The sequence below is a fragment of the Phocaeicola sp. genome, from assembly GCF_057861905.1.
This window is the reverse complement of sequence record NZ_DBMACV010000059.1, coordinates 1-22,268: the sequence shown is the minus strand read 5'-3', so window position 1 is coordinate 22,268 and position 22,268 is coordinate 1. Positions and strand designations below refer to the sequence as shown.

The window sequence follows — 22,268 nt, the reverse complement described above, 5'->3', positions numbered from 1 at the left end:
AATACCTTAATATATCTCTTCTTCCATACACAATTTGTTTACTTCATATACCACAATTCTATTATGACTTCATCTTAAGGTTACTTTTGTACAAAATGTTGCTGGTACTACGGCTGCAAGTATATCTGTACCATTATTTCCTGATTAAGAATAGTAGATATACGCATTGAACATTCAATGAATACATGATAACATACGCATATTCCAAAATTATTTTATCTTTGTAAAAAATAATACTGTTACCATGAAACCAAAGTCATTACTAACCTTGTTCATTCTAACGCTTTGCCTGAGTACGACCTCATGTATCGTAACCAGACATCGTGCTAAACCGCCACACAAGAAGGAAATTCCTCCGGGACACGCCAAAAAGTTACATGGCAAGAAATCGGCCAAGTTCGATGCTCCGGGGTATCTTAAGCATTAACTCTACCGCACAAAGATAGCGGATGCTTATCTTTGCAAGTAAAAATGATTGCCGGAATGCTGAATATACATCATCGATATAACCGCAGGCGGCAATCATTTTGCAAATATCGTATGTCTTATTTTTTCTGCTGACCGAAAAGTCAGCTCATAAAATCCGGACAGTTGAAGGCAGGATTCCAACTACCGTGGTTGCAACCCGGAAACTCGGTATACAGCACCGAAGCACCTGCCGCCTTCAATGCCTTATAGGCTTCACGGGAACCGGCTACGGGAACCACATCATCAGCGTCGCCATGGAAGATACGGAATGCCACGTTCTTAGCGGTCGACAAGCGTGTCGGATTTACCGTACCACAGATAGGAACAGCAGCCGCAAACATGTCAGGAAAGCGGGAAACCATATCGTAAGTTCCCATTGCTCCCATCGACAATCCGATAATATAAACTCTCGATTTATCAACCTGCGGGTTTGCCAGATACATATCGAGCATTTCTTTTACAGCCCGAAATGCAGATGGCATCTCCTCACCGACCGGCATCTGAGCCGGAATAAAAGAAAGCGGACGAGTGGCATATGCCCAATAGCTATCTTCGGGACATTGCGGAAACAAAACGAAGGCAGGATATTTTTCCCGGTTGACCGGATTCAGAAACATCTGTGCACCATGCGTCAACTGTTTTTCATTGTCATTGCCTCTTTCACCTGCTCCATGCAGAAACAATACCAGCGGATACTTTTTTCCGGCCTGCATTGCTTCCGGCTCCAGCAGACGGTAATTCAGGCTATCGCCCGACGCAGAAACAAAAATCTTGCGTTCATAGTTATCTTGTGCCAATATAGGTCCTAAATTAAAAAGCAGCACAGACAACAGCAGAATAATTTTTTTCATAATGTGTTTTTTTAATGGATTAGAAATAAAATAATGTGATACTCTTATATCTGTCCCAATAGAGCAAACTCATACCACCTTTCAAAAGTAACACTTTTTTCGTTAACAGCAATTCTGGCATCCCCTGTCGAGAATAAATTAATCGTCCGAAAAGGTTTCTCCTGACCATTCAGAAAGAAGGAGCTGGAAACCCAATTATTTTTTGTACAAATTTCTTTGTTTTTTGTACAAAAAATAAAAAAACGTCCAGACGTTTTTTGTAATATAACCTGATATGTCTCAGTAGATCACATGACGTGTTACACAAAACAATACGAGCCTGACATATCAAATGTCAAGCCCGTAAACAATAAAACTTAGAAAAAACAATTGCTTATTGCTTTTCAAGTTCAAATCCAAGCTGAAGCCCATCGTATTGGTTCAGCAAAGAAGTAGCAGCGCTGATGGTAGAATTCGAATTTCCCAAAGCACCACCGATAGTCTGTGCCAGCGACATCAACTTGTCGGCCTTGAAAAGCAGACTCATCTTATTAGGCGACAATACCTGCTGCGAAACGGTTGCATTAAACTTAATGCCGAGCTTAGTCTTTAAGGTCAGCTCCTTTGTATCGGCATTATAAGAATAAGTACCGCTGGTTGTACGACCTTTTACGGTAGAAGTATAAGTACTGTCGGCATTAAACACATATGTACACCCGTCGGTAAAACCCAGTTTGGAAAGCACATCCGACATCTTTTCTTCCACCTTTTGAGAAGCTACTTCTCCACCCGCCTGTGCCAGAAAATTATCGCTTTCAAACTTACAGTCGGGCCCCGTGTACTTCCATGTTCCTTCCAGAGAAACACCCGATGAGTTGGTTACTTTATTTGTAACAGCATTTGCCACACCCGAAAGAATAGATTGTAAACTTTGTGCATTAACCGCACCACTTGCCATGTACATAAAGCATGACAGGCAGATTAATCTGATAATGTTCATCTTTTTCATTTTCTTACATTTCTTTTACATTGAATCTATTTGGTCATTTTTTATGATAAAATGACATACAAAGATACAAAATCCCGATAAAAAAGAGCATATGTAATGCAATAAAATCGGGTACAATATTTACCGATTCTCTACCTCCGGTAAATTTGCACCCGATTAACTTAGGCTATTTTATTGATAGATATACTCTACCGGTGATTTTTTGAAACGCACATTACGAGTATTGTTTGCGCCCGCCCCGTTGTGTCCCAAAATTGCATTGTTTCCTCTTAACAGCCATCCGGTTACATTCGGATTATAACATGCAAGCAGCAACCAGTTTCCATTCACTCCGTCATTGTTCCACTGGCAACCTACTCCATAGAATGTAAGAGGTTCATCACCGTGTCCTGCAATACTTCTGACAGAAAAGCTCCACTGCTCGTTCAAAGCGTGTCCGTCAAGCTGTATGCCAGAACGCTTTTCAAGAATAATTTCACTACGATACTGTCTGTTTGTTGCATCGTTCTCAGGATAGAATCCTGACCAGGTTGTCGGTATGGGTATGGAAAAGAGTCCAAGAATATTCTTGTAATCATCAAATGTCGGCATTTCATAACCATCGGGAGCCAATGAAGCAGGTTCCGCTTTATTGATATGGTTCGACTCACTACTACGCCAGCCGTCCAATGTCACCTTACCGTCGCGATACACAGCCTGCAAGGCTATCCCATTATTCCCTTCATAGGCAGCATTCCATAAACGCACATATTCCTCGGATGAGCAAGTCTTAAGATAGTCCTGTACGGTTTGCCCTGCCAGACGTGCCGGATCGTTGGAACTTAACACCTGATCGTCGAAACTTCTGGAATTACCTATAGCATTGTAACGACACCACCAAGTACCATTGAGATAAGTTACAGGCAATCCGTAATTACGGCGAACGACTGTATAAACTTCCATGGGTTGTTCGTCCGAGATGCGGCGCACCACCAGCCGAGCAGACTGTTTACGTCCATCAGCTTTCGGGTCATTTGGCTTCCATCCTCCTACCACGCGATAAGTATTGGCATCTTCTCCAGCCTTTTCCACCTTCACCCAAGGGTCTTCGTCACCAAACTCAGCAACAAGCTCCAGACCTTCAGGAATGGTAAAACGCCCCATTTCGTTATCAATGTAACGTCCAAAGTCGCATGTATAATTTTCACGGTCGAAACTGAATCCTTCCAGCCGGATAGGATTTTCTTCCATTACCAGTGTCACGCAGTCTTCTTCATAATTTTCGTTCAACCCTTTACGGCGGAAATACACTTTCGCTTCTTCCTGAGGGTATCCAGGAGGGAGAAGTGCCTTATGGAAGGTAAAACAATTTTTCTTTTCGCCTGCCACTTCCGACAATACAGCTTCTACCGTAATGTCCGGGCTCTGCGATGACACAAATTCCAGTTCGTCATCGCAATCGAATGCCAGCGTAAAATCCAATGCTCTACTCGGCAGAGAAACCACATTCCCCGATTCTGACACAACAACCCCTTCCGGTAATACAGAAGCTCCCTTATCGACCGTTATGGTACCGTCGAAATCGGGACGTAAAGCTACGTCTCCTCCATCTTCCCATGCAGTCACTTCCAACTTGACATCCGCCGACAAAGCATCTTTTCGGACTGTAATCGTATAAACGGTATTACGTTTCAGGAACGAGGGCAAATCAACCTCCTTTACATAGGTTTTCCCGTTCATTTCCATCTCGGCTGCCACCTTTAACTGCTGATTAGCCTGTTCGCCTACATAGGCAATGCCCGAAGAATCTCGTGACAAAGGCTGCTGAAATACAATATGCATATCCTCGACAGGTGCACCTTCGGGAGAAACCACCCCAGTCTGCGGCAGCAGATAAGATTCTTGTGCAACATTTTTCAATGTCAGGCTTTTTACAGACAACACTCCCCCGGTCTTTACCAAAAGGTCGAAACGAGCTGTCCCATGTTTCAGGCTCATAGGAAATACAAACTGTCCCTGCGGCTGCTCCTTCAAGTCCAACTTGCCTGCAAAGAAACGAGGCATTACTCCTTCTTCGGCCTTTACAGTGGTATTCAGCCACTCCTGTTCTGTCGTTCCTCTATCCTTCATCTGCTGCAAATCGATTAATCCTTCAGTATTTGCGAGCATATAAAGCGTACCCGACATACTCTTCAGTTTCAGCGAATATGTGTCCGACGATTTGTTCAGATCAGTGTAAACTTCTGTCATCAAGCCGTCTTCGAATAAACACGCCTGAATATCCTTAATTTCATTTTCACCTTCAAGAGAAGAAACCCTTCCGTCCACCTTAAAAGCTGAAATGTCTGCCTGAACAACGGCTGGACTTTCGGTGCCCTTCTGTACCGCTTCGTGTTCATCCGAACACGAAGCCATAAGAAAAGCCGACAGCAATATGCTGTACAAACCTAAATAGTTTCTTTTATTGTATATCATTATCACTTATATCTATCAAAATATAATTAAAACAATTACAACTGGGGTACGATTTCCGTATCTGTTCCCGGTTCCCAATCATCAATGCCCACTTTTACTACAATGTCAATATCATTCTTTCGTACTGTAATCGTATAAATGGTATTACGCTTCAGGTTTCCTTCCAAAGTCTTTGTCAAAACCTTGTGCTGCCCGTCTATTACAGCATCGATGCTAACTTCCATTCCATTGTTTTCCTGTTCATACACATAGAGCACTGCCGGAGTAGAAGCCGTCAACGGTGTATCGAAAGTTACTTCCATGTCCTTACGAGTTACATCTGTCGGCGATTTCACACCCTCACTCTGTGAGAACAAATATCCCGACTGAGCTACATTTTTAAGTGTCAATCTCTCAATAGATGCACTTCCTGCCACATTTACATTCAAATCGAAACGAGCAACGCCACGCTTCAGAGTCAAAGTCTGTGCCGATTGATTTTGTCCGTCCAAGGTCAGCATTCCTGTAAATACATTGGCAGCCTTGCCTTCGTTCATGCCCAAAGCAGTAGTTTTCCATTCTTCTTCACTGATACCTTCAGTCTGCATCTGTTTCAAATCCAACATGCCATCAGCATTTGCCACCATATAGATAGTACCGTCGTAACTATCCACCTGCAAGTTGTAGCCATCAGTTGTTGGCTGTAAGTTTTCAAAAACCTTAGTCATGATTCCTTTTTCGAATACACACGCTTTCATATCGGTAATGGAATTTTCTCCTGCAAGCTCTTGTCCTGCCCCCTCATAGCTAATCTGACGTGTAGCAATTACCAACGGACGTGTTGTTTCTCCTAAACCTCCATCCCCTTCGTTATCGTTTGAACACGCAGTAAAAGTTAACCCTACCAATGCAATACCTACCAATCCCAAATTTTTCATTTTCATCATTATTTTCTTAGTTGTATTATTTTATTATTCATATATATATTCTACCGGAGTTTTCACACAGCGTATCGTACGAGTTTTCTGAGCATTATTGTTTGAATACTTGAACCAGTTACCTCTACCGTCACTCTTAGGATAGCCCTCTATCAGCCAAGTATTATTGACATTGCCGTAAGTTGCCAGCAAGACCATCATGTTTGAAATGCTTTTATCTGCCCACTGATGTCCCAAACCGAATATAGTCCAATGAGTATTGTTGTAGACAAAGTCATAAAGTCCAATCGTACCATATTCTACTCCATCGACAACCAGTGTACGTTCGGCTACCGAAAAATTCATACGTTGCCCTAATCCATTATTAAATACTCCCCAAGTATTATATCCCAGATTACAGTTTTCATTCCACGTAAAGAAACGATAATTATTATAATTAGGAATCTGATATCCGTCAGGAGCCATTTCTGTAGGATCCATTGTTCCAAAATTTCCAGATGTTCCCTGATACCCTTCATAATAGAATGTATCACCTTCGTGAGTCAGCTTTAATCCATCCTGATTTCCTGCCTGATACTGGTCACCCATTGCCTTCAGCAAATCTTCATCAGAACAAGTCTTCAAATACTCAAATACGTTGGATTCTTCAGACACCGGATCATTCTTTATCAAAATCTGGTCGGAAAAGTTTTTCACATTTCCCCGCAAATTGTATTTGCACCACCAGGTCCCGTTTATATTAACCACCGGCAACCCCCAATTTTGTCTTTTTATCGTATAAGTTTCCTGACGACTTCCATCTGCGTCTGCAATCAGTAATCGTGCTTCTTGTACTCGTCCGTCTGCATCGGGATCATTAGGTTTCCAGCCAGCAATGATACGATAAGTACCCGTCGTTTCACCTGCTTCAACCTTCATCCACGGAGCAGTTCCTGCGATTTCTGTCTTTAAGACCTTACCTTCGGGCAGAGTAAGTATTCCAAGTTCTCCATCAATGTAAGTATTAAAATCGCATACGGCATTTTCATCAAAACGAATCTTGCCTGTCAGCTTAATCGGATTGGGACGAAAGACCAGTACCACTCGTCCGGTACAAACATTCTGTTTATATACATCCAGATATATGTATTCTTGTACACTTCCTGGCATCTTTCGGGAACTGCTTACACTAACCTTTGCCAACTGCTGCAAGCCACGTGCTGCAACCTGTGGAACGACATTTACTCCTTCAGCCATGCCATCTACAATCAGGCGTGTACCCTCTTCAGCCAGCAAAGACAACTGAAAATCACTTTCCTGATAAGGTACAAAAACAGTATCTCCACGTTCATTGATTTCCACGCCTTCCGACAGTTCAGAAGCATTCTTGTCAATCAAACCTTTCAGCAATTGTCCCGACTCTGAGGAGATTCCGTTTTCCCAATCATCAGTCATGACCTCTACACGAGCATCAGCTCCGTTGCCATACACCTTCAAGGTATATATTGTATTACGTTTGATAGCGGAGAAAGAAGTCTTGAGGCGATGCCATGCACCGTCGGCTGTAGTAACCATCAACTCCACATCGTATCGTCTGCCTCCCTGCTCACACACATAAAACAAGGTTTCCTTGCGATTCTCGAAAGGTTCCTCTCCAAAATCTTTCATCAGTTCTGTCGGATCGATTTCCTCAGGAGATTGAGCTTCCTGCCTTTCATTTACATAACCGGAGGGTACTATATTCTTTATCTTCAAGTTGTTTACCTTTACTCCTTCGAAAGACGAATCCAGGTCAATGCGGGAAACACATCGCTTCATGGCTACCGTTGCCGAAATCATCTCGCGGCCAAGTTCTACACGTCCAGTCATTACCATTCCAGAGGCAGTCAGTTCGTCCACAGTAGCCTGCAAGTCCAAAAATTCTTCCAGAGTAGTCTGCCCAACCTGTAAAGCAGCCTTGCGGATTATTTCTCCAGCATTTGCCAAAAAGTAAACCGTACCACGCATCTGCAACGGCTGCAAGTGACAAGTTCCCTCACTATCCGGATTCAGGCGGTCGAAAATCTCTTCCAGAACACCTTCCTCAAAACGGAAACCTTCTACTTCATTTACATGACATTCAGCATCCGAAGTTTCTCCTTCCGCCATGCCGGAAGCGATCAGACGTACACCGATTGTACCTTCAGGCAAACGCCCTTGTATATCATTATCCGAGTTACAGCCGCAAAGAAATAATATCATAAGGCTGCACACTCCTATCAGATTTCTTATCTTACTCATTATTTCGTATTGTTGTTATTAATCTATTTCGAACAATCAGACTCCTATTTATATCTGTTCGGATTATTCTTACTGTTCAGGTAAGTGGATGAATCTATCGGGAACTTGCTTAAATTCTGTACATAAAAATTATTCATCAACTTCTCGGCCCATGGTCCGTAAGTAAACGAACTGCTATGACCATAACCCATTACGTGTCCCAATTCGTGAAACATAATACTACATGCATAAGTATTCCAGTAATGTTCGAACCACGCCTGCTGGTAAGCTCCAAACGTGCTTCCTCCTCCCAGACCAATGATACCGTTACCCGGATAAACCAGCCCGACCTGTAAGGTGCGTTTTTGTCTCATTTGCTGTAAAACCCGTTCTACTTGTATAGGATTTTTATTATCATCATAAAGCTGATCTGCATTTTCAGTCAGAATCTGTTCGTGTTCCGGCATATCAATCATGTAAGTGAAATTAAGGAACAAGGCAACAGATTCACGACAATGTACAGGACGGATACCCATCCAGTTTCCAACCGGACCACCATCTTCGCGTTCAGGATCGCCACCATACAAGCCCCAGTAAATATCCCATCCGTGTTCTATTTTCGTCAATTTCTCCCAGTATGGGTCAGTCGACTCAACCTTAAACTCGGCACCTGCCAGTTCAGAAGCTTGCATCTGATGTACTTCAATCTGTCTTCCTGATTCAGTACGACACATAGACGAACGTTGTACCAAAGGCAATGCTTCATAAAAATCGGCAAATCCCGGAATCGTATCGAAGTAAGCCAAATCAAAATACTCATCACTTACAGCAGAAATATGCACCTTGACAAGAACATTTTTCAAATCGCGTGGCGAATAAAAACGCATATGCAATTCCCCGTCGTCGGTAATGTTTAACTGAAGCGGTTGCGCCGTGTTGAACTTTCTCAGCGAAGGATTCGTGTATACTTCTTTCGTTTCATCATCCTGCAAGATTTTAGTATGCTTGCCTTCTGCATAAGCCGATGAAGTAAGGAACATAACAACCGACTTGTCATCCGGATGGTTGACCTTCGTTTCTATCTGATGAATATGATTCGATTCCATTTCCTTCTGACCGAATGCATAAACCTGACTGACTTCACTACCACGATAATTCCGTGTCTGGATGCTGATTTCCCCATTCAACACAGAACCTTCCTTCAAAGGCATAAAACAATAAGAAGTAACACTATCCAAAAGCAAATCTTGTAATGTACCGTCACTCTCGCCTGCCATTGCTCCATCACCGGAAAGTACTGTATAAAAGTGGACAGAACCAAATGTAGCTCTCTTAGCAGTTACAGCCGTACGTACATACGGATTGTTGTATGCAAACTCAAAATCAACCTTACTTATAATACGTTGCTGTTTTACATCCTGTCGTATTGTAGCAACTTCCTGCTTGCCACCTGTACCTTGCTGTACTGTTACCGTAAACGGTGTCTGCGAATAAAAATATTCAGCATCCAGCGGCTTCTGCAAATCTTCCGGAAACTCGAGCCAGGTTTCATCAATGTGATTCAATTCGTGAATTGTTGCTCTATCCAAGCTCTCATTACCTTTCACTCCCAATACCAGCAAGCGATAATTCCCTTCGTGCAACCCTTCTACATAAATTTCGGAAGTCGACGGATTATATTTGCTTTTGGTATCTCTCACACGATTGCCATTCTCATCTACAATACAGTATTCCAGTCGGTCATAACGTGCTTCTTCCAGTGTAGAAGCACGTGACAAAGTGCCACTATATCCTACATCATATAATTTGAAAACTGCTTCCGGTGTATCTGTGCTTGCAGTAGTATTCCATTCTTCCCGACTACAAGCCATCAGCAACAGACTACACAAACATGTAATTAAAGTAATTTTCTTCATTCGTTTTCTGCTTTTACTATGTCAAAGTTTTAAAAGTTATTTCATCAATTATTGTTACATATTCGTAGAAAAAACGCAAAGTTTTGTAAAATGCTTAACGTTTATCCCCCATTTTTTACGTAAAGAGAAACATTCATGTTCCGCATTTTGTTCAACTTTTCCAATAAAAAAAATGAATAAATCAGCTAACCTCCTCTCACTCAACAACTATCTTTTTAACTTTCAAACTTAGTTCACGAAACATTTTCAGAAAAAACATAAAGCAAACCATCAAATCATATTTTTATTTTCCAGCTTTTATGTAAATTTGTTGCATAAAAATAAGGTCAATTATGAAAAAAACACTCTGTTCATGGCTCAATATCCTGATGGGATGCATCATTTTAGCAGCAGGATTCGTTTTCTTTATCAATCCATATAATATCGTTCCGGGAGGAGTTTATGGTGCCAGCATCGTACTGCATAACCTATTTCCATCCATACAAGTGGGAACATTTGGTTACATGTTCGATATTCCGTTACTCATCCTGTCGGTTATTCTACTTGGAGCGAAGCTGGGATCACGTACTATTGCCGCAGCCATGACCACTCCCTTTCTGATGAATATGATGTCAAGAATGGTCTATCCTACCGAAGAAGCCCTTCAGGCACTTGATCCGTCCCAACTGATAGGAGGAAGCATGAACCTGTCCGATCATCTGATGCTGGCATGCATCATGGGAGCAACGCTGATAGGTATAGGCACAGGCATTGTAATCCGTAATCAAGCAACAACGGGAGGTAGTGACATTGTAGGTATGTTGCTCCAAAAGTATTGTCATATACGTTTTTCAAAAGCTATCTTGCTGGTCGACGGAACGGTAGTTTGTTTTGGCCTTCTGGTTATAGGTTTCGGAATAGGCAGCGCAGAAGACTCCATACAACCTTCCTGGCACTTGTCTTTCTACTCACTTATCACCATTTTTATTATTTCCCGAGTCATAGCATACATGATAAACGGTTCTAAAAACGACAAACTGATATTTGTCATCAGCGATAAAAAAATGACTGAACTGCATTCGTATATACTAAAAGACCTTGATCGTACAGCCACTTGTATAAAGAGCAGCGGACTCTATACAGGCAAAGAAAAAGAAATGATATTCCTCGTTGTAAGTTATAAAGAAGTAGCTGGTGTAAAACACACTATCAAGGCAGCAGACCCTAAGGCTTTTGTTGTAGTAACGGACGCTTACGACACATTTGGCGAAGGCTGGAAACAACTTCCTTCACCCAACGAGATTGATCCCGAATAATAAAGGCATATCCGTTTTATTTCGGTAATTCGGGTACAAGAATCTGTAATCTGTTTATGTTCGGTTAACGTGGAGCACAGTAATTTTGTGGTATATAAAAAAGGATTATTCTAAACCCTCCGTACCATGAAAGTCAAAAAAATTACAACTATATGTATTGCCCTGACAGCAATGCTCCCAATAACTATATTAAATGCACAGAATATGGAAAAAGAAAATCGTGTACCCCAACATCTCAGCACATTTCCCATTGGTGAAGAGAATGTGCAATATGCCAAATTCTTTATCGGAAAATCTTATTTAGCCCTATTAACGAGCAATAAAGAGCTGAACACTCCGATATGTAATGTGACTTTCGAACCAGGATGCCGCAACAACTGGCACAGCCATACGGGAGGGCAACTCCTGATTGCGGTAGGAGGAAAAGGATTTTATCAAGAAAAGAATAAACCGGCACGCTTGCTGCTTCCAGGAGATATTGTAGAAATAGCTCCCAATGTAATTCACTGGCATGGAGCAGCACCCGATAGTTGGTTTTCGCATCTCGCTATTGAATGTAATCCCCAGACGAATAAAAATACCTGGTTAGAGCCTGTCGATGATGAAGAATACTCAGCTGCAACTTCACCAAACGGAGAGTTATCTGCCGAAGCAGCCAAAAATCAGTCGACATGGTATGCCACATATCACGATAATTTAGCAATCACTGATCCAGAGCTGGCTGAAATATTTGGCAATTTTACCTTTGGAGACGTAGCAAAATACGGTCAACTGGAAACACGAAGCCGAATTCTGGTTACAATGGCTTCCACCATAGCAACAAACTCTACAACGGAATACCGAAAGACACTTCATGCCGCTCTTGCCAATGACATTACTCCCTTAGAAATAAAAGAGGTTTTATACCATGCTGTACCTTATGCCGGCATGTCGAAAGTGGAGGAACTGATTGAAGTGGCAAATGATTTTCTTTCGGAGAAAGGAGTAAAACTCCCATTGGCGCCTCAATCCGTTGTAACGCCGGCTACCCGAATGGAGAAAGGGCTGGCTCTACAAAAAGATATTTTCGGCAACCAGATAGACCATCTGTATGAAACATCCCCTGCAAATCAGTTGCACATTCAAAAATATCTTTCAGCAAACTGTTTCGGAGATTATCAGACTCGCCCTGTATTCGACCCTAAGACACGAGAACTCCTGACATTCGCAATTCTAATTTCTCTGGGAGGATGCGAACCTCAAGTGAAAGGACATATCGCAGGAAACGTCAATGTAGGGAATGACAAACAAACATTACTGACTGTCGCCACGCAGCTGTTGCCCTATATAGGATATCCGCGTACACTAAATGCCATAGCCTGTCTGAATGAAGTTATTCCTGAGAATTAAAACGTAAGCCACGTTTATAGTTTACCTCTATCTTACGAACAGCAAATTATAAACGTGGCTTAACCATATCGATAAAACCTTTTTCTACCGAATTATCCTATATGCCGAAGGAGTATACCCTACCGTTTTCTTAAAAATACGAGTAAAATGCTGAGGATATTGAAAGCCCAATCCATACGCAATCTCACTGACACTCTTGTCCGTGCCCAAGATTTCTTCCTTTGCTACGTCAATCAGTTTTTCCAAAATATATTCTTGGGCAGTCTTACCTGTTTCTTTCTTTATCAAATCACCAAAATAGTTAGGCGATAAATGCACACTATCGGCAAAATATTTCACGGTAGGAAGTCCTTGTACTTGCGGACGGTCACTTTGAAAATATTGTTCCAGCAGTTCTTCAAACTGAACTAAGATTCCTCTATTCACCTTTGTCCGAGTAACAAACTGCCTTTCATAAAAACGCATACAGTAATCCAGCAACAATTCAATGTTACGCGAAATCAACTTTTTGCTGTGTTTATCAGCCGGACGGACGAGCTCCAAATGAATCTTATCCAGACAATCGCGAAAAATACCTTTTTCCTCATCCGAAAGATGCAATGCTTCATTCGATGCATAAGAGAAGAAAGAATAATGCTTTATCTCCTGCCCGAGTGGAGTCCCTTTTATCAAGTCTGGATGAAACAACAAACCATACGACAAAGGGCGTACTCCCGGTTCCATATTCACTTCAACTACTTGCCCCGGAGCAAAACTTGTCACTGTACCTTCCTGATAATCGTACGTCTGTTTGCCATACCGTAAATCACCACAACGAGTTTGCTTCAAGAAAAGAGCATACAATCCAAAATTCATTGTAGCATGTGTCGGAAATGTTGAGGCCTTAGATAAGTCGACTACCGTCACTAATGGATGAAGAGTTTCCTGACCATACAATTTATTATATTGCTCTACTGAATCGAATCTGATAACATCTCCCATATTTTCTGTTTTTAATCCGTACAAAGATACCAATAAATACACAACCCACAAAACCGTAAACGCCCGATACATAAATCAGTAATCCGGATGCATATACCAATGATTTATATTCCACATTCTGTATCAGAAAACAAATGACAACGATAATTCAAAAAAAAGAATGTTCCATAAAAAGACTATCACCTTTTTCCTTCATACTACTTGCCTGTATTTCATTATCAACTTGCAGTCCAGCAAACGAGGAAACATTCACTGCCAGTTCATCCGGTCAGCAAAACTAAAAACAACAATCACAGGGAAAGTAATCAAATTTAATTGACAGCAAATAAAAATTCATTCACTGCAGCACTCATAGAAAGCACTTCTACCCAAGCTTTAAAAGCACGTTTGGTTCAAGGGAGTATAACAATCAAAAAACTTGTCCAGCAGACACTATCCGTCAGGTCAGGAAGTTTCCTCAAAAACCTCTGCATCTTTTTTCAAAATTTGTACAAAAGATTTTATTTTTTGTACAAAAAACAGAGGACTTGTCGGCATGTTTCAAGAAACTGCCAGTTTCTTTACCTCGAGGTCTGCCCAAAGAAGAATAACGTATCCTGCAAAACCCCGTTGCATACGCCCGTCGAGAGAAGCAGGTCGATACAAAATCTGTAATAAAGGTTATAGTCTCTGTAATTTATCTACAACATCTTTACATAACCCGAAGTAACTTTGTAGCATAAACAATCAATACATAAAAGTTATGACACTTCCTGATTTCTTAGCATATGTGAAGACACGCCGTGCACTCAACACAGCCGAAATCCATCAGTTTATGAACGATATGAGCAACGAGGCTCGACGCATTACTTTCGAGCTGAACAATGCTTACCATACTCCCGAAGAAGTACGCGCCTTGCTGTCGCGCCTGTTTGGGAAAGAGGTAGACAGCTCTTTCCGCGTCTTCCCACCCTTTTATACTGATTTCGGAAAAAATATTACGATAGGAAAAGATGTATTCATCAACGCCTGCTGTCATTTTCAGGATCACGGAGGAGTCGTCTTGGGCGACGGCTGCCAGATTGGACATAACGTGGTGTTTGCCACCCTGAACCACGGGCTGGCTCCGGCAGACCGGCAGACCACTTATCCGGCACCTATCGTGCTTGGTAAAAATGTTTGGGTGGGCTCCAATGCAACTATCCTGCAAGGAGTGACCATCGGCGACAATGCTGTGGTAGGAGCCGGTGCGGTAGTCACGAAAGATGTGCCCGAAAATACAATTGTCGGCGGGGTTCCGGCACGGGTTATCCGCCACATTTAACTTAGCGAAACGGTTTCGTTTATTTCCATAACTGCATGAGGTCGGTTTCTCCCCAGTACCAGTGTGTATATCCTGCAATGACGTTTTTGTATCGGTACAAAGGAGTGTCGACCTCAGTGCCACATGCATCACATAATCGGGCAACAGAAGCCAAGTGACCGGAAGAAACGAGCTCCGAAAAATGGAACTCATGCCCCCGCAACGACACACCGTTGTATTCCGTTTCGCGATAGCCTGCTTGGAGGCGTGGATGCTCCACCGTACAATCTATCGGCAACACACCTGCCATATCAAATGCTACCCCTTTTCGCGTAGTGAGTGTACGTCCCAGATACATCATGCCGCCACATTCGGCATAAATCTTGCCACCCTCTGCTGCATAATCGCACAACTGCTGCATGATTTCCCGGCGATGGTGCAAACGGCGTGCATAGAGTTCGGGATACCCTCCCGGAAGATAGACCAAATCGGCTGCCGGGAGCTTGCTATCGCGCAGAGGGCTGAAAAATGTAATCCGTCCCTGCTCGGCCAAGCGCTTCAGGTTTTCGTAATAGATGAAGCAGAACGCTTCATCTCTTGCAACCGCTATCTTCAGTTTCCGGCGCAAAGTTTCTTCAACAGCCGTTTCAGAAACATAAGGCAACGTATACGGACAGGGAAAAACCGACTGACACAAGTTCAGCAGCTTATCCATCTCCACATATTTCTCGACCAGAACCGAGGCTTTTTCCACAATCTCGTTCATGGAAGTCCGCGCCGTCAGTGTCAGTCCCAAATGGCGAGAAGGTACATACAGTTCTTCTGAATACGGAAGATACCCCAAAGCCTCCAGCCCGGCATCGGTACAAGCCTCTTTCAGAAAAGCATAATGCGAAGCTGATGAAACCTGATTGAACACGACGCCTGCTATCTTCATACCTCGCGCAAAATGTCTGAAACCGAAAAGCATGGGAGCCACGGAATAAGCTGCGGTACGTGCATTCACCAGCAGCACTACAGGAAGATTCAGAAGCCGGGCTATTTCCGCCGCACTACCTTTGTCGCGGCTATATCCGTCGAATAATCCCATGACACCCTCGGTTACACAAACATCAGCATCCTCCGACTGTCGGTTATAGATACGCTGAATATGATGGTGGTGCATCATCCACGTATCAAGATTCACCGACGGACGTCCGGCTGCAACCGCGTGAAACTGGGTATCAATATAATCGGGACCGCATTTAAACGGCTGTGCCTGCAAGCCACGTTTCTTCAGTGCCCGCAGCAGTCCCATGGTAAAAATAGTTTTTCCACTGCCCGAAGCGGCAGCTCCAATCAGTAGTTGTGGTTTCATCATGCCACAAATGTAAGGATTTTCTGTATGCCTATAAAATATTCCGCGGTTTTTACTACCTTTATCGCGTAAAACTAAAAATTAATATCGCATAAATGAAATTAGGAAAATGGATTGGTGGTATCATGGGATTCATGGCCATGGGACCACTGGGAGCACTGGCGGGTTATGCCATCGGCTCACTGTTCGACAAAGCTGCATATGTACCCGAAAATATGGGTACCGACAACGGAAACGAAACATACGAAGGACAGCGAAACAGCTTTCTGTTCTCGCTGCTGGTCATGGCTTCGTATATCATCCGTGCCGACGGAAAAATCATGCACAGTGAAATGGAATTTGTACGGCGCTTTTTGCGAACCAATTTCGGGGAGAATGCCGTAACGGAAGGTGAACAGATTCTGCTGAACTTATTTGAACAGCGCAAGCAGATGGGCGCAACCAACCCGCACGCTTTTCAGAATACCATACGCGAATGTGGCGCACAGATTGCAGCCAACATGAGCTATGAGGAGCGTCTGCAACTGCTAAGTTTTCTGGCACAGATAGCACGCAGCGACGGAAATGTGTGTGCAGCCGAAATTGACGCACTGAAAGAGGTCGCACAGTCTATGCAATTGTCGGCCAAGGAAGTAGAATCGATGCTGAACTTGTCCGGCGACTCGCTGGAAGAAGCCTACAAGGTATTGGAAGTAGAATCTACGGCTACCGACGATGAGGTGCGCGCCGCCTATCGCCGCCTTGCGCTGAAGCATCATCCCGACCGCGTAGCTACGCTGGGAGAAGACATCCGCAAGGCCGCAGAAGAAAAGTTCCAAAGCATCAACAATGCCAAGGAACGTATCTACAAGGCTAGAGGCATGAAATAATATGCGGGACAAACTCGGAGAGATTGTCGGTTATCTCGGTACGGTTCTCACGAATACCGATTCCGGCAGGCTCTCCTCCTACTATCCACGACCCGATGACCGGATAACGTCCGCTATAGGTTGTGGGCTTTACATACTCTTGATAGACATAAGCTCCCGTATTGTAGTCACCTTCCGTTTCTTTCAGAAGTGCATGCTCTTCCCATTGGCGGATATCGACCACACTTACATTATGTCCTTCGCGCGAGAAGACCGGCTTCTTGCAAAATGTTCCCTGCTGCGGACGTGATAAATAACAAGGCAACACATAAGGTGAATCGGGGAACAATTCGTACAAGACACTCAGAATGGCCTTGTTCGACATCACCAGTTTCCAGATAGGTTCCAGCCATTCCACCTGAGCCAGACATCCGTCCGGACTTTCGTTTACCATCCATTCCCAAGGATAAAGTTTGAAACATCTGCGGATACGTTCGCCGGAAGGATCATAAAAAAGACCGTCCTGCAAGTTCATGGCATTCATGTCGAGCACACGGGTAGAGAAACCTGCCTCCATGGCCGTACTTGCCAGATATTGCAAGGTTCCGGTATCTTCGTGGTCGTCGAGTGCTCCGGCAAAATGGATATCGCTTCCCGCCGGAAAAATATCTTTCCACGACTGCACCAAACCTTCATGAATGCCATTGTACTGGTCGCACTCCGGGAAACATTCTTCCTTCCACTGCCACTGGATGACTGATGCTTCGAGCAGAGAGGTAGGCGTATCAGCATTAAATTCCAGAATACGAGGCACTCCTTTCCCGTCGAGCAGGAAATCGAAACGTCCGTACAAGCTCAATTCATCCCGATTCCATGACTCGCGGATGCGCTCACAAATCTCAGGAGGAATCTGCAACATGCGTTCCATAAATTCCGGTTTTTCCGAGATAATGTATTCGGCAGCCTCACAATACATGCGATAGGCTTCCCTTGTCGCTTCTTCCAGTTGCTCAATTTCGGCTGTCGTAAAGCGGTAACAGGCTTCCTCCCGCCAGTAATCTCCATGAAAATCGAAGCCTAAAGCCTCTATTTTCTCCTTGTAATCAGGACGAGGGATAACGTTGATTCTTTCCATCTTACCCAGAGTTTATCCGTGAATACTATATGAACGGCGGGTAGTACCAAACACATTCCCACTCGATTTCGACTTATTTGTACCCGACGGGCTGACCTTTACTCCCGAAGGAGCGTTCACACGAGTACCGTTCGCATCGGTCCACGAACCCGACTTCGGATAATAATAATGAGTCGTACTCAGTCCGTTGGCAAGAGAAGGCATCAAGGCCCAACGCATCAGCATGGCATTGTAAATCCAACTGTTGCCCTGACTGTCGCGATATTCTTCCTTGTCTTTCGGATTCTCGGGTAATTCGGTCTTCTGTGTGCAAGCAGCCAGCGTCATCAGACACATTGCTGCCACCAGATAGTGTCGTCTATTCATTGAATCTTAATTATTTTATGTAAATAGGATGCACAAAAATAGATAAAATCCCTAACATAACTACTTTACAACCGAAAACTTTGCCGATATAAGAAAATCTTCTTACTTTGCATAGAAATAGAAAAAACACAGAAGAATTATGAAAGGTATAGTTTTAGCGGGAGGTTCAGGTACTCGCCTCTACCCCATTACAAAAGGAGTTTCCAAACAACTGCTCCCCATCTTCGACAAGCCTATGGTATATTATCCCATTTCAACGCTGATGCTTGCCGGAATACGCGAAATACTTATTATATCTACTCCATACGACCTTCCGGGATTCCGTCGTCTGCTGGGTGACGGAAGTGATTTCGGCGTACATTTTGAATATGCAGAACAGCCTTCACCCGATGGACTGGCACAGGCATTCATCATCGGCGAAAAGTTTATCGGTAATGATGCCGCTTGTCTGGTACTTGGTGACAACATCTTCCACGGCAACGGATTTACTGCCATGCTGAAAGAGGCTGTCCGTACAGCGGAAGAAGAAGCAAAAGCAACAGTCTTCGGTTACTGGGTAAGCGACCCTGAACGTTATGGAGTTGCAGAATTTGATGAAGCGGGAAACTGTCTTTCCATTGAAGAAAAACCTGAACATCCCAAATCGAACTATGCGGTAACCGGACTTTATTTCTATCCGAACAAGGTTGTAGACATAGCCAAGCATATCAAACCATCGGCACGAGGAGAGCTTGAAATTACAACTGTCAACCAACGTTTCCTTGCCGATGGGGAATTAAAAGTGCAAACGCTGGGACGTGGATTTGCATGGCTTGATACTGGCACACACGATTCACTGGCTGAAGCATCTACTTACATCGAAGTGATAGAAAAACGTCAGGGACTGAAAGTTGCCTGTCTGGAAGGCATAGCTTTACGCCATGGCTGGATTACTGCTGAAAAAATGCGTCAGCTTGCACAGCCTATGCTAAAAAACCAATATGGCCAGTATCTGCTAAAAGTAATTGATGAACTGGGACTGAACGATTAAATATTTATTTATATAAAGAAAATGAACGTTATCAAAACAGCTATCGACGGGGTGGTCATTATCGAGCCCCGTTTGTTTAAAGACGACAGAGGATATTTTTTTGAATCTTTTTCTGAAAGAGATTTCAATGCACAGGTGCGTACTGTACGTTTTGTGCAAGATAATGAAAGTAAATCAAGCTACGGTGTATTACGCGGACTACATTTCCAAAAACCTCCCTTTGCACAGAGCAAGCTGGTCCGTGTTGTAAAGGGGGCAGTTCTCGATGTTGCTGTAGATATCCGTAAAGGCTCTCCTACTTTCGGACAGCATGTAGCTGTTGAACTGACCGAGGAAAATCACCGTCAGTTCTTTATTCCACGTGGTTTTGCGCACGGATTCAGCGTTTTGACCGAGGAAGTTATTTTCCAGTATAAATGTGATAATTTCTATGCTCCTCAGAGTGAAGGTGCCATAGCATGGGATGATCCGGCTCTTGGTATTGACTGGCGGATTCCGGCTGACAAGGTTGTTCTTTCCGAAAAGGATAAACATCATCCGCTCCTGAAGGACGCAGACTGGTTATTCAATTACAATGAAGAGCTCTATTGAACTGCAATCCATAAATAAATAAGCAGGCGAACATTTCTCAACCTTATTTCATTGAAAAATGTCCGCTTGTTTTATTATAAACAACCAGCTCATTTGTTGCCGAAAGTTTATGGCCAACCTGATATATTTCCTTCAAATCAATCTCCAAATTCCTAAATCAATCAATTTCCTAAGAAGTTACTATCCTAATTTTTAAAAGACAAATTCATTATTTCCACTCGAGAAAGGTAGAAATATCCCCAAGACTCAAGGACTCGGAATTAATCCTTGTTTAAACATTTGCATTTCTCGCCCCTTTTAACGAACTTGCAAAACGAAACACTAACACAAATTTTATAACTATGAAAACAAGTTTTTACACCCTCTTGCTGGCCGCTTTGTTTACGGCTTGCACCGGGAATGAGGGACAAAAGGAACAAGACAAAACTACATTACCTTCCACAACAATCCGGCTACTGGAAGGCGACATGCCCGATCCCTCTGTAGTACGGGTCAACGATACCTATTACATGGTACATTCATCTTTCATTTATAACCCGGGACTCATTGTTTACAGTTCCAAGAACCTTGCCGACTGGACTCCATGTTCTGCAGCTTTACCAGAATATAATGGAGATATTTGGGCACCCGATTTATGTGTATATAACAATCGCTTTTACATTTATTTCCCGACTCGCAATGAAAAAGGAGAAAAAACAAATATGGTAACATGGGCAGATAGTCCTGAAGGTCCCTGGAGTACACCAATCGACTTAAAAGTAGGCGGTATAGATCCCGAGCATGTTACAAACGACGAAGGAAACCGCTATTTATTACTTAGCTCAGGAGATTTGCATCCTCTAAGTAAAGATGGTCTTTCGATCACTGCTAAACCGACAATAATCTATAAAGGTTGGGAAATTCCTGAAGAATGGGATATAGAAAGTTTCTCTCTCGAAGGACTTAATGTAAAGAAAATAGGAGAATGGTATTATCTATTAGCTGCTGAAGGTGGTACAGCCGGTCCCCCTACCGGCCATATGGTAATACAGGCACGTTCCAAAAAGATACAAGGTCCATGGGAAAACGCTCCCCAAAATCCATTACTTCGTACCTTATCTCCCGAGGAAACATGGTGGAGTCAGGGGCATGGATCGATAGTTGATACTCCGGATGGCAAATTACTGCTGTTCTTTCATGGTTATGAAAAAGGTTTTCTGACATTGGGACGTCAAACATTAGTACGTGAAGTTACGATTGGTAAGGACAAATGGCTACACCTGACGAACCAACCAGCTCCGCTTCCTACTCCTCAGCGTCCCAAGCAACGTCATATAAAAGATTTTGTATGGCAAGCAGCCGGAGAAAACTTCTCCACCAGGTTTCATGTATCTTCCGAGCAAATTACACTACAAGGTAAAGGCAATAGTCCTCAAGATGCATCTCCCCTTTTAGCACGAGCAGGAGATCACAGTTACAAAATCGAAGCGTGTCTGGAACTGAACAATGAAAAAGCATCTGCTGGTTTAGTGATGTATTATAATAAGGATATGCATTTCGGATTAGGCTTCCGCCCCGGAGAACTATTACGCTATCGCCGAGGAGCTGTACATCGCAACCAGCCTAAAGTAGAAATAAAATTCAAAGATGGTAAGTGTCGTTTGTGGATACGACTGCAAAATGTTAATAATATAATCTCAGGATGGTATAGTAGCGACGGAAAGACATGGCACAAATATCCATGGGGCTTCGATATGCAAGGATATCATCATAACACATTAGGAGAGTTTCTCTCTGTACGTCCGGGTATTTACGCTGGAGGTGAAGGCGAAGTCTACGTTACCAATTTCACCTATCAGGCACTCTGACATATATGTTTAAAATTGTGCTCTTCAAAAAACTGTCCGACACATTAAAAAGACTTTAACTTAATCGAAACATTCGTACGTGTCTTGGACTACGACAACAAGCAAATAAAAAATGCAGACCTCAAACTTAAGGCCTGCATTTTTTATTTTTTTCTGTAACTTCATCAAGTAGTAATAACCAGTTTAATCATCATCACGATCCATATCAATCAGATTATACGTGAGTTCGGGATAAGAAAGTATCTTTAAAAGTTGGTAATCACCGAATTATTTTGTATATTTAAGTCTGACAAACAATTAATTACAAATTAACAA

At 43.0% G+C, this 22,268-nt stretch carries 18 protein-coding genes; 8 read left to right on the top strand and 10 right to left on the bottom strand.

Translation table 11 applies throughout. The features are described from left to right. The first annotated feature begins 244 nt into the window (after positions 1-244). Positions 245-427, top strand: coding sequence for a hypothetical protein (locus ACZM60_RS11215; protein WP_021971897.1), 183 nt, complete (start codon positions 245-247; stop codon positions 425-427). Positions 428-569: 142 nt separating this feature from the next. Here the strand turns inward: ACZM60_RS11215 and ACZM60_RS11210 are convergent, their stop codons facing one another. The 6 genes from ACZM60_RS11210 to ACZM60_RS11185 all read right to left on the bottom strand — a co-directional run bounded on the left by ACZM60_RS11210 (position 570) and on the right by ACZM60_RS11185 (position 9,832). Then, positions 570-1,319: a carboxylesterase family protein gene (locus tag ACZM60_RS11210; RefSeq protein WP_489521548.1), complete on the bottom strand. Its 750-nt coding sequence runs from the start codon at positions 1,317-1,319 to the stop codon at positions 570-572. Positions 1,320-1,692: 373 nt separating this feature from the next. Next, positions 1,693-2,307, bottom strand: a complete 615-nt coding sequence (locus ACZM60_RS11205) for a DUF4923 family protein (protein WP_021971899.1) — start codon at positions 2,305-2,307, stop codon at positions 1,693-1,695. 171 nt (positions 2,308-2,478) lie between these two features. After that, complete coding sequence (locus ACZM60_RS11200; protein ID WP_489521547.1) at positions 2,479-4,731, bottom strand: hypothetical protein; 2,253 nt, start codon at positions 4,729-4,731, stop codon at positions 2,479-2,481. Positions 4,732-4,796: 65 nt separating this feature from the next. Further along, the gene (locus tag ACZM60_RS11195) at positions 4,797-5,687 is read right to left on the bottom strand and encodes an Ig-like domain-containing protein (protein WP_489521546.1); all 891 of its coding nucleotides are present in this window, start codon (positions 5,685-5,687) and stop codon (positions 4,797-4,799) included. Positions 5,688-5,711: 24 nt separating this feature from the next. After that, entirely contained in the window at positions 5,712-7,937 is a 2,226-nt protein-coding gene (locus ACZM60_RS11190) for a hypothetical protein (RefSeq protein WP_489521545.1), read from the bottom strand. Positions 7,938-7,981: 44 nt separating this feature from the next. Then, positions 7,982-9,832 carry a hypothetical protein gene (locus tag ACZM60_RS11185; RefSeq protein WP_489521544.1) on the bottom strand — a complete coding sequence of 617 codons (1,851 nt, stop codon included), beginning with the start codon at positions 9,830-9,832 and terminating at the stop codon, positions 7,982-7,984. A gap of 332 nt (positions 9,833-10,164) precedes the next feature. Between ACZM60_RS11185 and ACZM60_RS11180 the strand changes: the two genes are divergently transcribed. Both ACZM60_RS11180 and ACZM60_RS11175 read left to right on the top strand, forming a co-directional pair. Next, complete coding sequence (locus ACZM60_RS11180; RefSeq protein ID WP_340318470.1) at positions 10,165-11,127, top strand: YitT family protein; 963 nt, start codon at positions 10,165-10,167, stop codon at positions 11,125-11,127. Between the two features lie 126 nt (positions 11,128-11,253). Continuing rightward, on the top strand, positions 11,254-12,516 hold the full coding sequence (locus ACZM60_RS11175) for a cupin domain-containing carboxymuconolactone decarboxylase family protein (protein ID WP_021971905.1): 1,263 nt from the start codon (positions 11,254-11,256) through the stop codon (positions 12,514-12,516). Between the two features lie 84 nt (positions 12,517-12,600). Here ACZM60_RS11175 and ACZM60_RS11170 read toward each other — a convergent pair whose 3' ends face one another. Then, on the bottom strand, positions 12,601-13,497 hold the full coding sequence (locus tag ACZM60_RS11170; protein ID WP_021971906.1) for a helix-turn-helix domain-containing protein: 897 nt from the start codon (positions 13,495-13,497) through the stop codon (positions 12,601-12,603). Positions 13,498-14,239: 742 nt separating this feature from the next. On the opposite strand from ACZM60_RS11170, the gene ACZM60_RS11165 reads away from it, so the two are divergent. Next, positions 14,240-14,800, top strand: coding sequence for a sugar O-acetyltransferase (locus ACZM60_RS11165; protein ID WP_489521543.1), 561 nt, complete (start codon positions 14,240-14,242; stop codon positions 14,798-14,800). Positions 14,801-14,819: 19 nt separating this feature from the next. On the opposite strand, the gene ACZM60_RS11160 is transcribed toward ACZM60_RS11165, so the two are convergent. Further along, positions 14,820-16,136 carry a cobyrinic acid a,c-diamide synthase CobB gene (locus ACZM60_RS11160; protein WP_489521549.1) on the bottom strand — a complete coding sequence of 439 codons (1,317 nt, stop codon included), beginning with the start codon at positions 16,134-16,136 and terminating at the stop codon, positions 14,820-14,822. Positions 16,137-16,231: 95 nt separating this feature from the next. On the opposite strand from ACZM60_RS11160, the gene ACZM60_RS11155 reads away from it, so the two are divergent. After that, positions 16,232-17,005 carry a DnaJ domain-containing protein gene (locus ACZM60_RS11155; RefSeq protein WP_489521542.1) on the top strand — a complete coding sequence of 258 codons (774 nt, stop codon included), beginning with the start codon at positions 16,232-16,234 and terminating at the stop codon, positions 17,003-17,005. Here the strand turns inward: ACZM60_RS11155 and ACZM60_RS11150 are convergent. Both ACZM60_RS11150 and ACZM60_RS11145 read right to left on the bottom strand, forming a co-directional pair. After that, positions 16,989-18,119: a glutathionylspermidine synthase family protein gene (locus ACZM60_RS11150; protein ID WP_489521541.1), complete on the bottom strand. Its 1,131-nt coding sequence runs from the start codon at positions 18,117-18,119 to the stop codon at positions 16,989-16,991. The two genes, ACZM60_RS11155 and ACZM60_RS11150, sit on opposite strands and share 17 nt — an antisense overlap. A 12-nt stretch (positions 18,120-18,131) precedes the next feature. Beyond that, entirely contained in the window at positions 18,132-18,485 is a 354-nt protein-coding gene (locus tag ACZM60_RS11145; protein WP_021971170.1) for a hypothetical protein, read from the bottom strand. A gap of 139 nt (positions 18,486-18,624) precedes the next feature. On the opposite strand from ACZM60_RS11145, the gene rfbA reads away from it, so the two are divergent. From rfbA to ACZM60_RS11130, 3 genes are all read left to right on the top strand, one after another. Beyond that, positions 18,625-19,515, top strand: a complete 891-nt coding sequence (gene rfbA / locus ACZM60_RS11140) for a glucose-1-phosphate thymidylyltransferase RfbA (RefSeq protein WP_021971169.1) — start codon at positions 18,625-18,627, stop codon at positions 19,513-19,515. A gap of 21 nt (positions 19,516-19,536) precedes the next feature. Further along, positions 19,537-20,106: a dTDP-4-dehydrorhamnose 3,5-epimerase gene (rfbC, locus tag ACZM60_RS11135; RefSeq protein WP_021971168.1), complete on the top strand. Its 570-nt coding sequence runs from the start codon at positions 19,537-19,539 to the stop codon at positions 20,104-20,106. Between the two features lie 341 nt (positions 20,107-20,447). Then, the gene (locus tag ACZM60_RS11130; RefSeq protein ID WP_489521540.1) at positions 20,448-21,953 is read left to right on the top strand and encodes a family 43 glycosylhydrolase; all 1,506 of its coding nucleotides are present in this window, start codon (positions 20,448-20,450) and stop codon (positions 21,951-21,953) included. The last annotated feature ends 315 nt before the right edge of the window (positions 21,954-22,268 follow it).

What these genes read in the sequence shown, in the direction of transcription:
- ACZM60_RS11215 (WP_021971897.1), top strand. Translation starts at nt 245, where the DNA reads ATGAAACCAAAGTCATTACTAACCTTGTTCATTCTAACGCTTTGCCTG.
- ACZM60_RS11210 (WP_489521548.1), bottom strand. Translation starts at nt 1,319, where the DNA reads ATGAAAAAAATTATTCTGCTGTTGTCTGTGCTGCTTTTTAATTTAGGA.
- ACZM60_RS11205 (WP_021971899.1), bottom strand. Translation starts at nt 2,307, where the DNA reads ATGAAAAAGATGAACATTATCAGATTAATCTGCCTGTCATGCTTTATG.
- ACZM60_RS11195 (WP_489521546.1), bottom strand. Translation starts at nt 5,687, where the DNA reads ATGATGAAAATGAAAAATTTGGGATTGGTAGGTATTGCATTGGTAGGG.
- ACZM60_RS11190 (WP_489521545.1), bottom strand. Translation starts at nt 7,937, where the DNA reads ATGAGTAAGATAAGAAATCTGATAGGAGTGTGCAGCCTTATGATATTA.
- ACZM60_RS11185 (WP_489521544.1), bottom strand. Translation starts at nt 9,832, where the DNA reads ATGAAGAAAATTACTTTAATTACATGTTTGTGTAGTCTGTTGCTGATG.
- ACZM60_RS11180 (WP_340318470.1), top strand. Translation starts at nt 10,165, where the DNA reads ATGAAAAAAACACTCTGTTCATGGCTCAATATCCTGATGGGATGCATC.
- ACZM60_RS11175 (WP_021971905.1), top strand. Translation starts at nt 11,254, where the DNA reads ATGAAAGTCAAAAAAATTACAACTATATGTATTGCCCTGACAGCAATG.
- ACZM60_RS11170 (WP_021971906.1), bottom strand. Translation starts at nt 13,497, where the DNA reads ATGGGAGATGTTATCAGATTCGATTCAGTAGAGCAATATAATAAATTG.
- ACZM60_RS11165 (WP_489521543.1), top strand. Translation starts at nt 14,240, where the DNA reads ATGACACTTCCTGATTTCTTAGCATATGTGAAGACACGCCGTGCACTC.
- ACZM60_RS11160 (WP_489521549.1), bottom strand. Translation starts at nt 16,136, where the DNA reads ATGAAACCACAACTACTGATTGGAGCTGCCGCTTCGGGCAGTGGAAAA.
- ACZM60_RS11155 (WP_489521542.1), top strand. Translation starts at nt 16,232, where the DNA reads ATGAAATTAGGAAAATGGATTGGTGGTATCATGGGATTCATGGCCATG.
- ACZM60_RS11150 (WP_489521541.1), bottom strand. Translation starts at nt 18,119, where the DNA reads ATGGAAAGAATCAACGTTATCCCTCGTCCTGATTACAAGGAGAAAATA.
- ACZM60_RS11145 (WP_021971170.1), bottom strand. Translation starts at nt 18,485, where the DNA reads ATGAATAGACGACACTATCTGGTGGCAGCAATGTGTCTGATGACGCTG.
- rfbA (WP_021971169.1), top strand. Translation starts at nt 18,625, where the DNA reads ATGAAAGGTATAGTTTTAGCGGGAGGTTCAGGTACTCGCCTCTACCCC.
- rfbC (WP_021971168.1), top strand. Translation starts at nt 19,537, where the DNA reads ATGAACGTTATCAAAACAGCTATCGACGGGGTGGTCATTATCGAGCCC.
- ACZM60_RS11130 (WP_489521540.1), top strand. Translation starts at nt 20,448, where the DNA reads ATGAAAACAAGTTTTTACACCCTCTTGCTGGCCGCTTTGTTTACGGCT.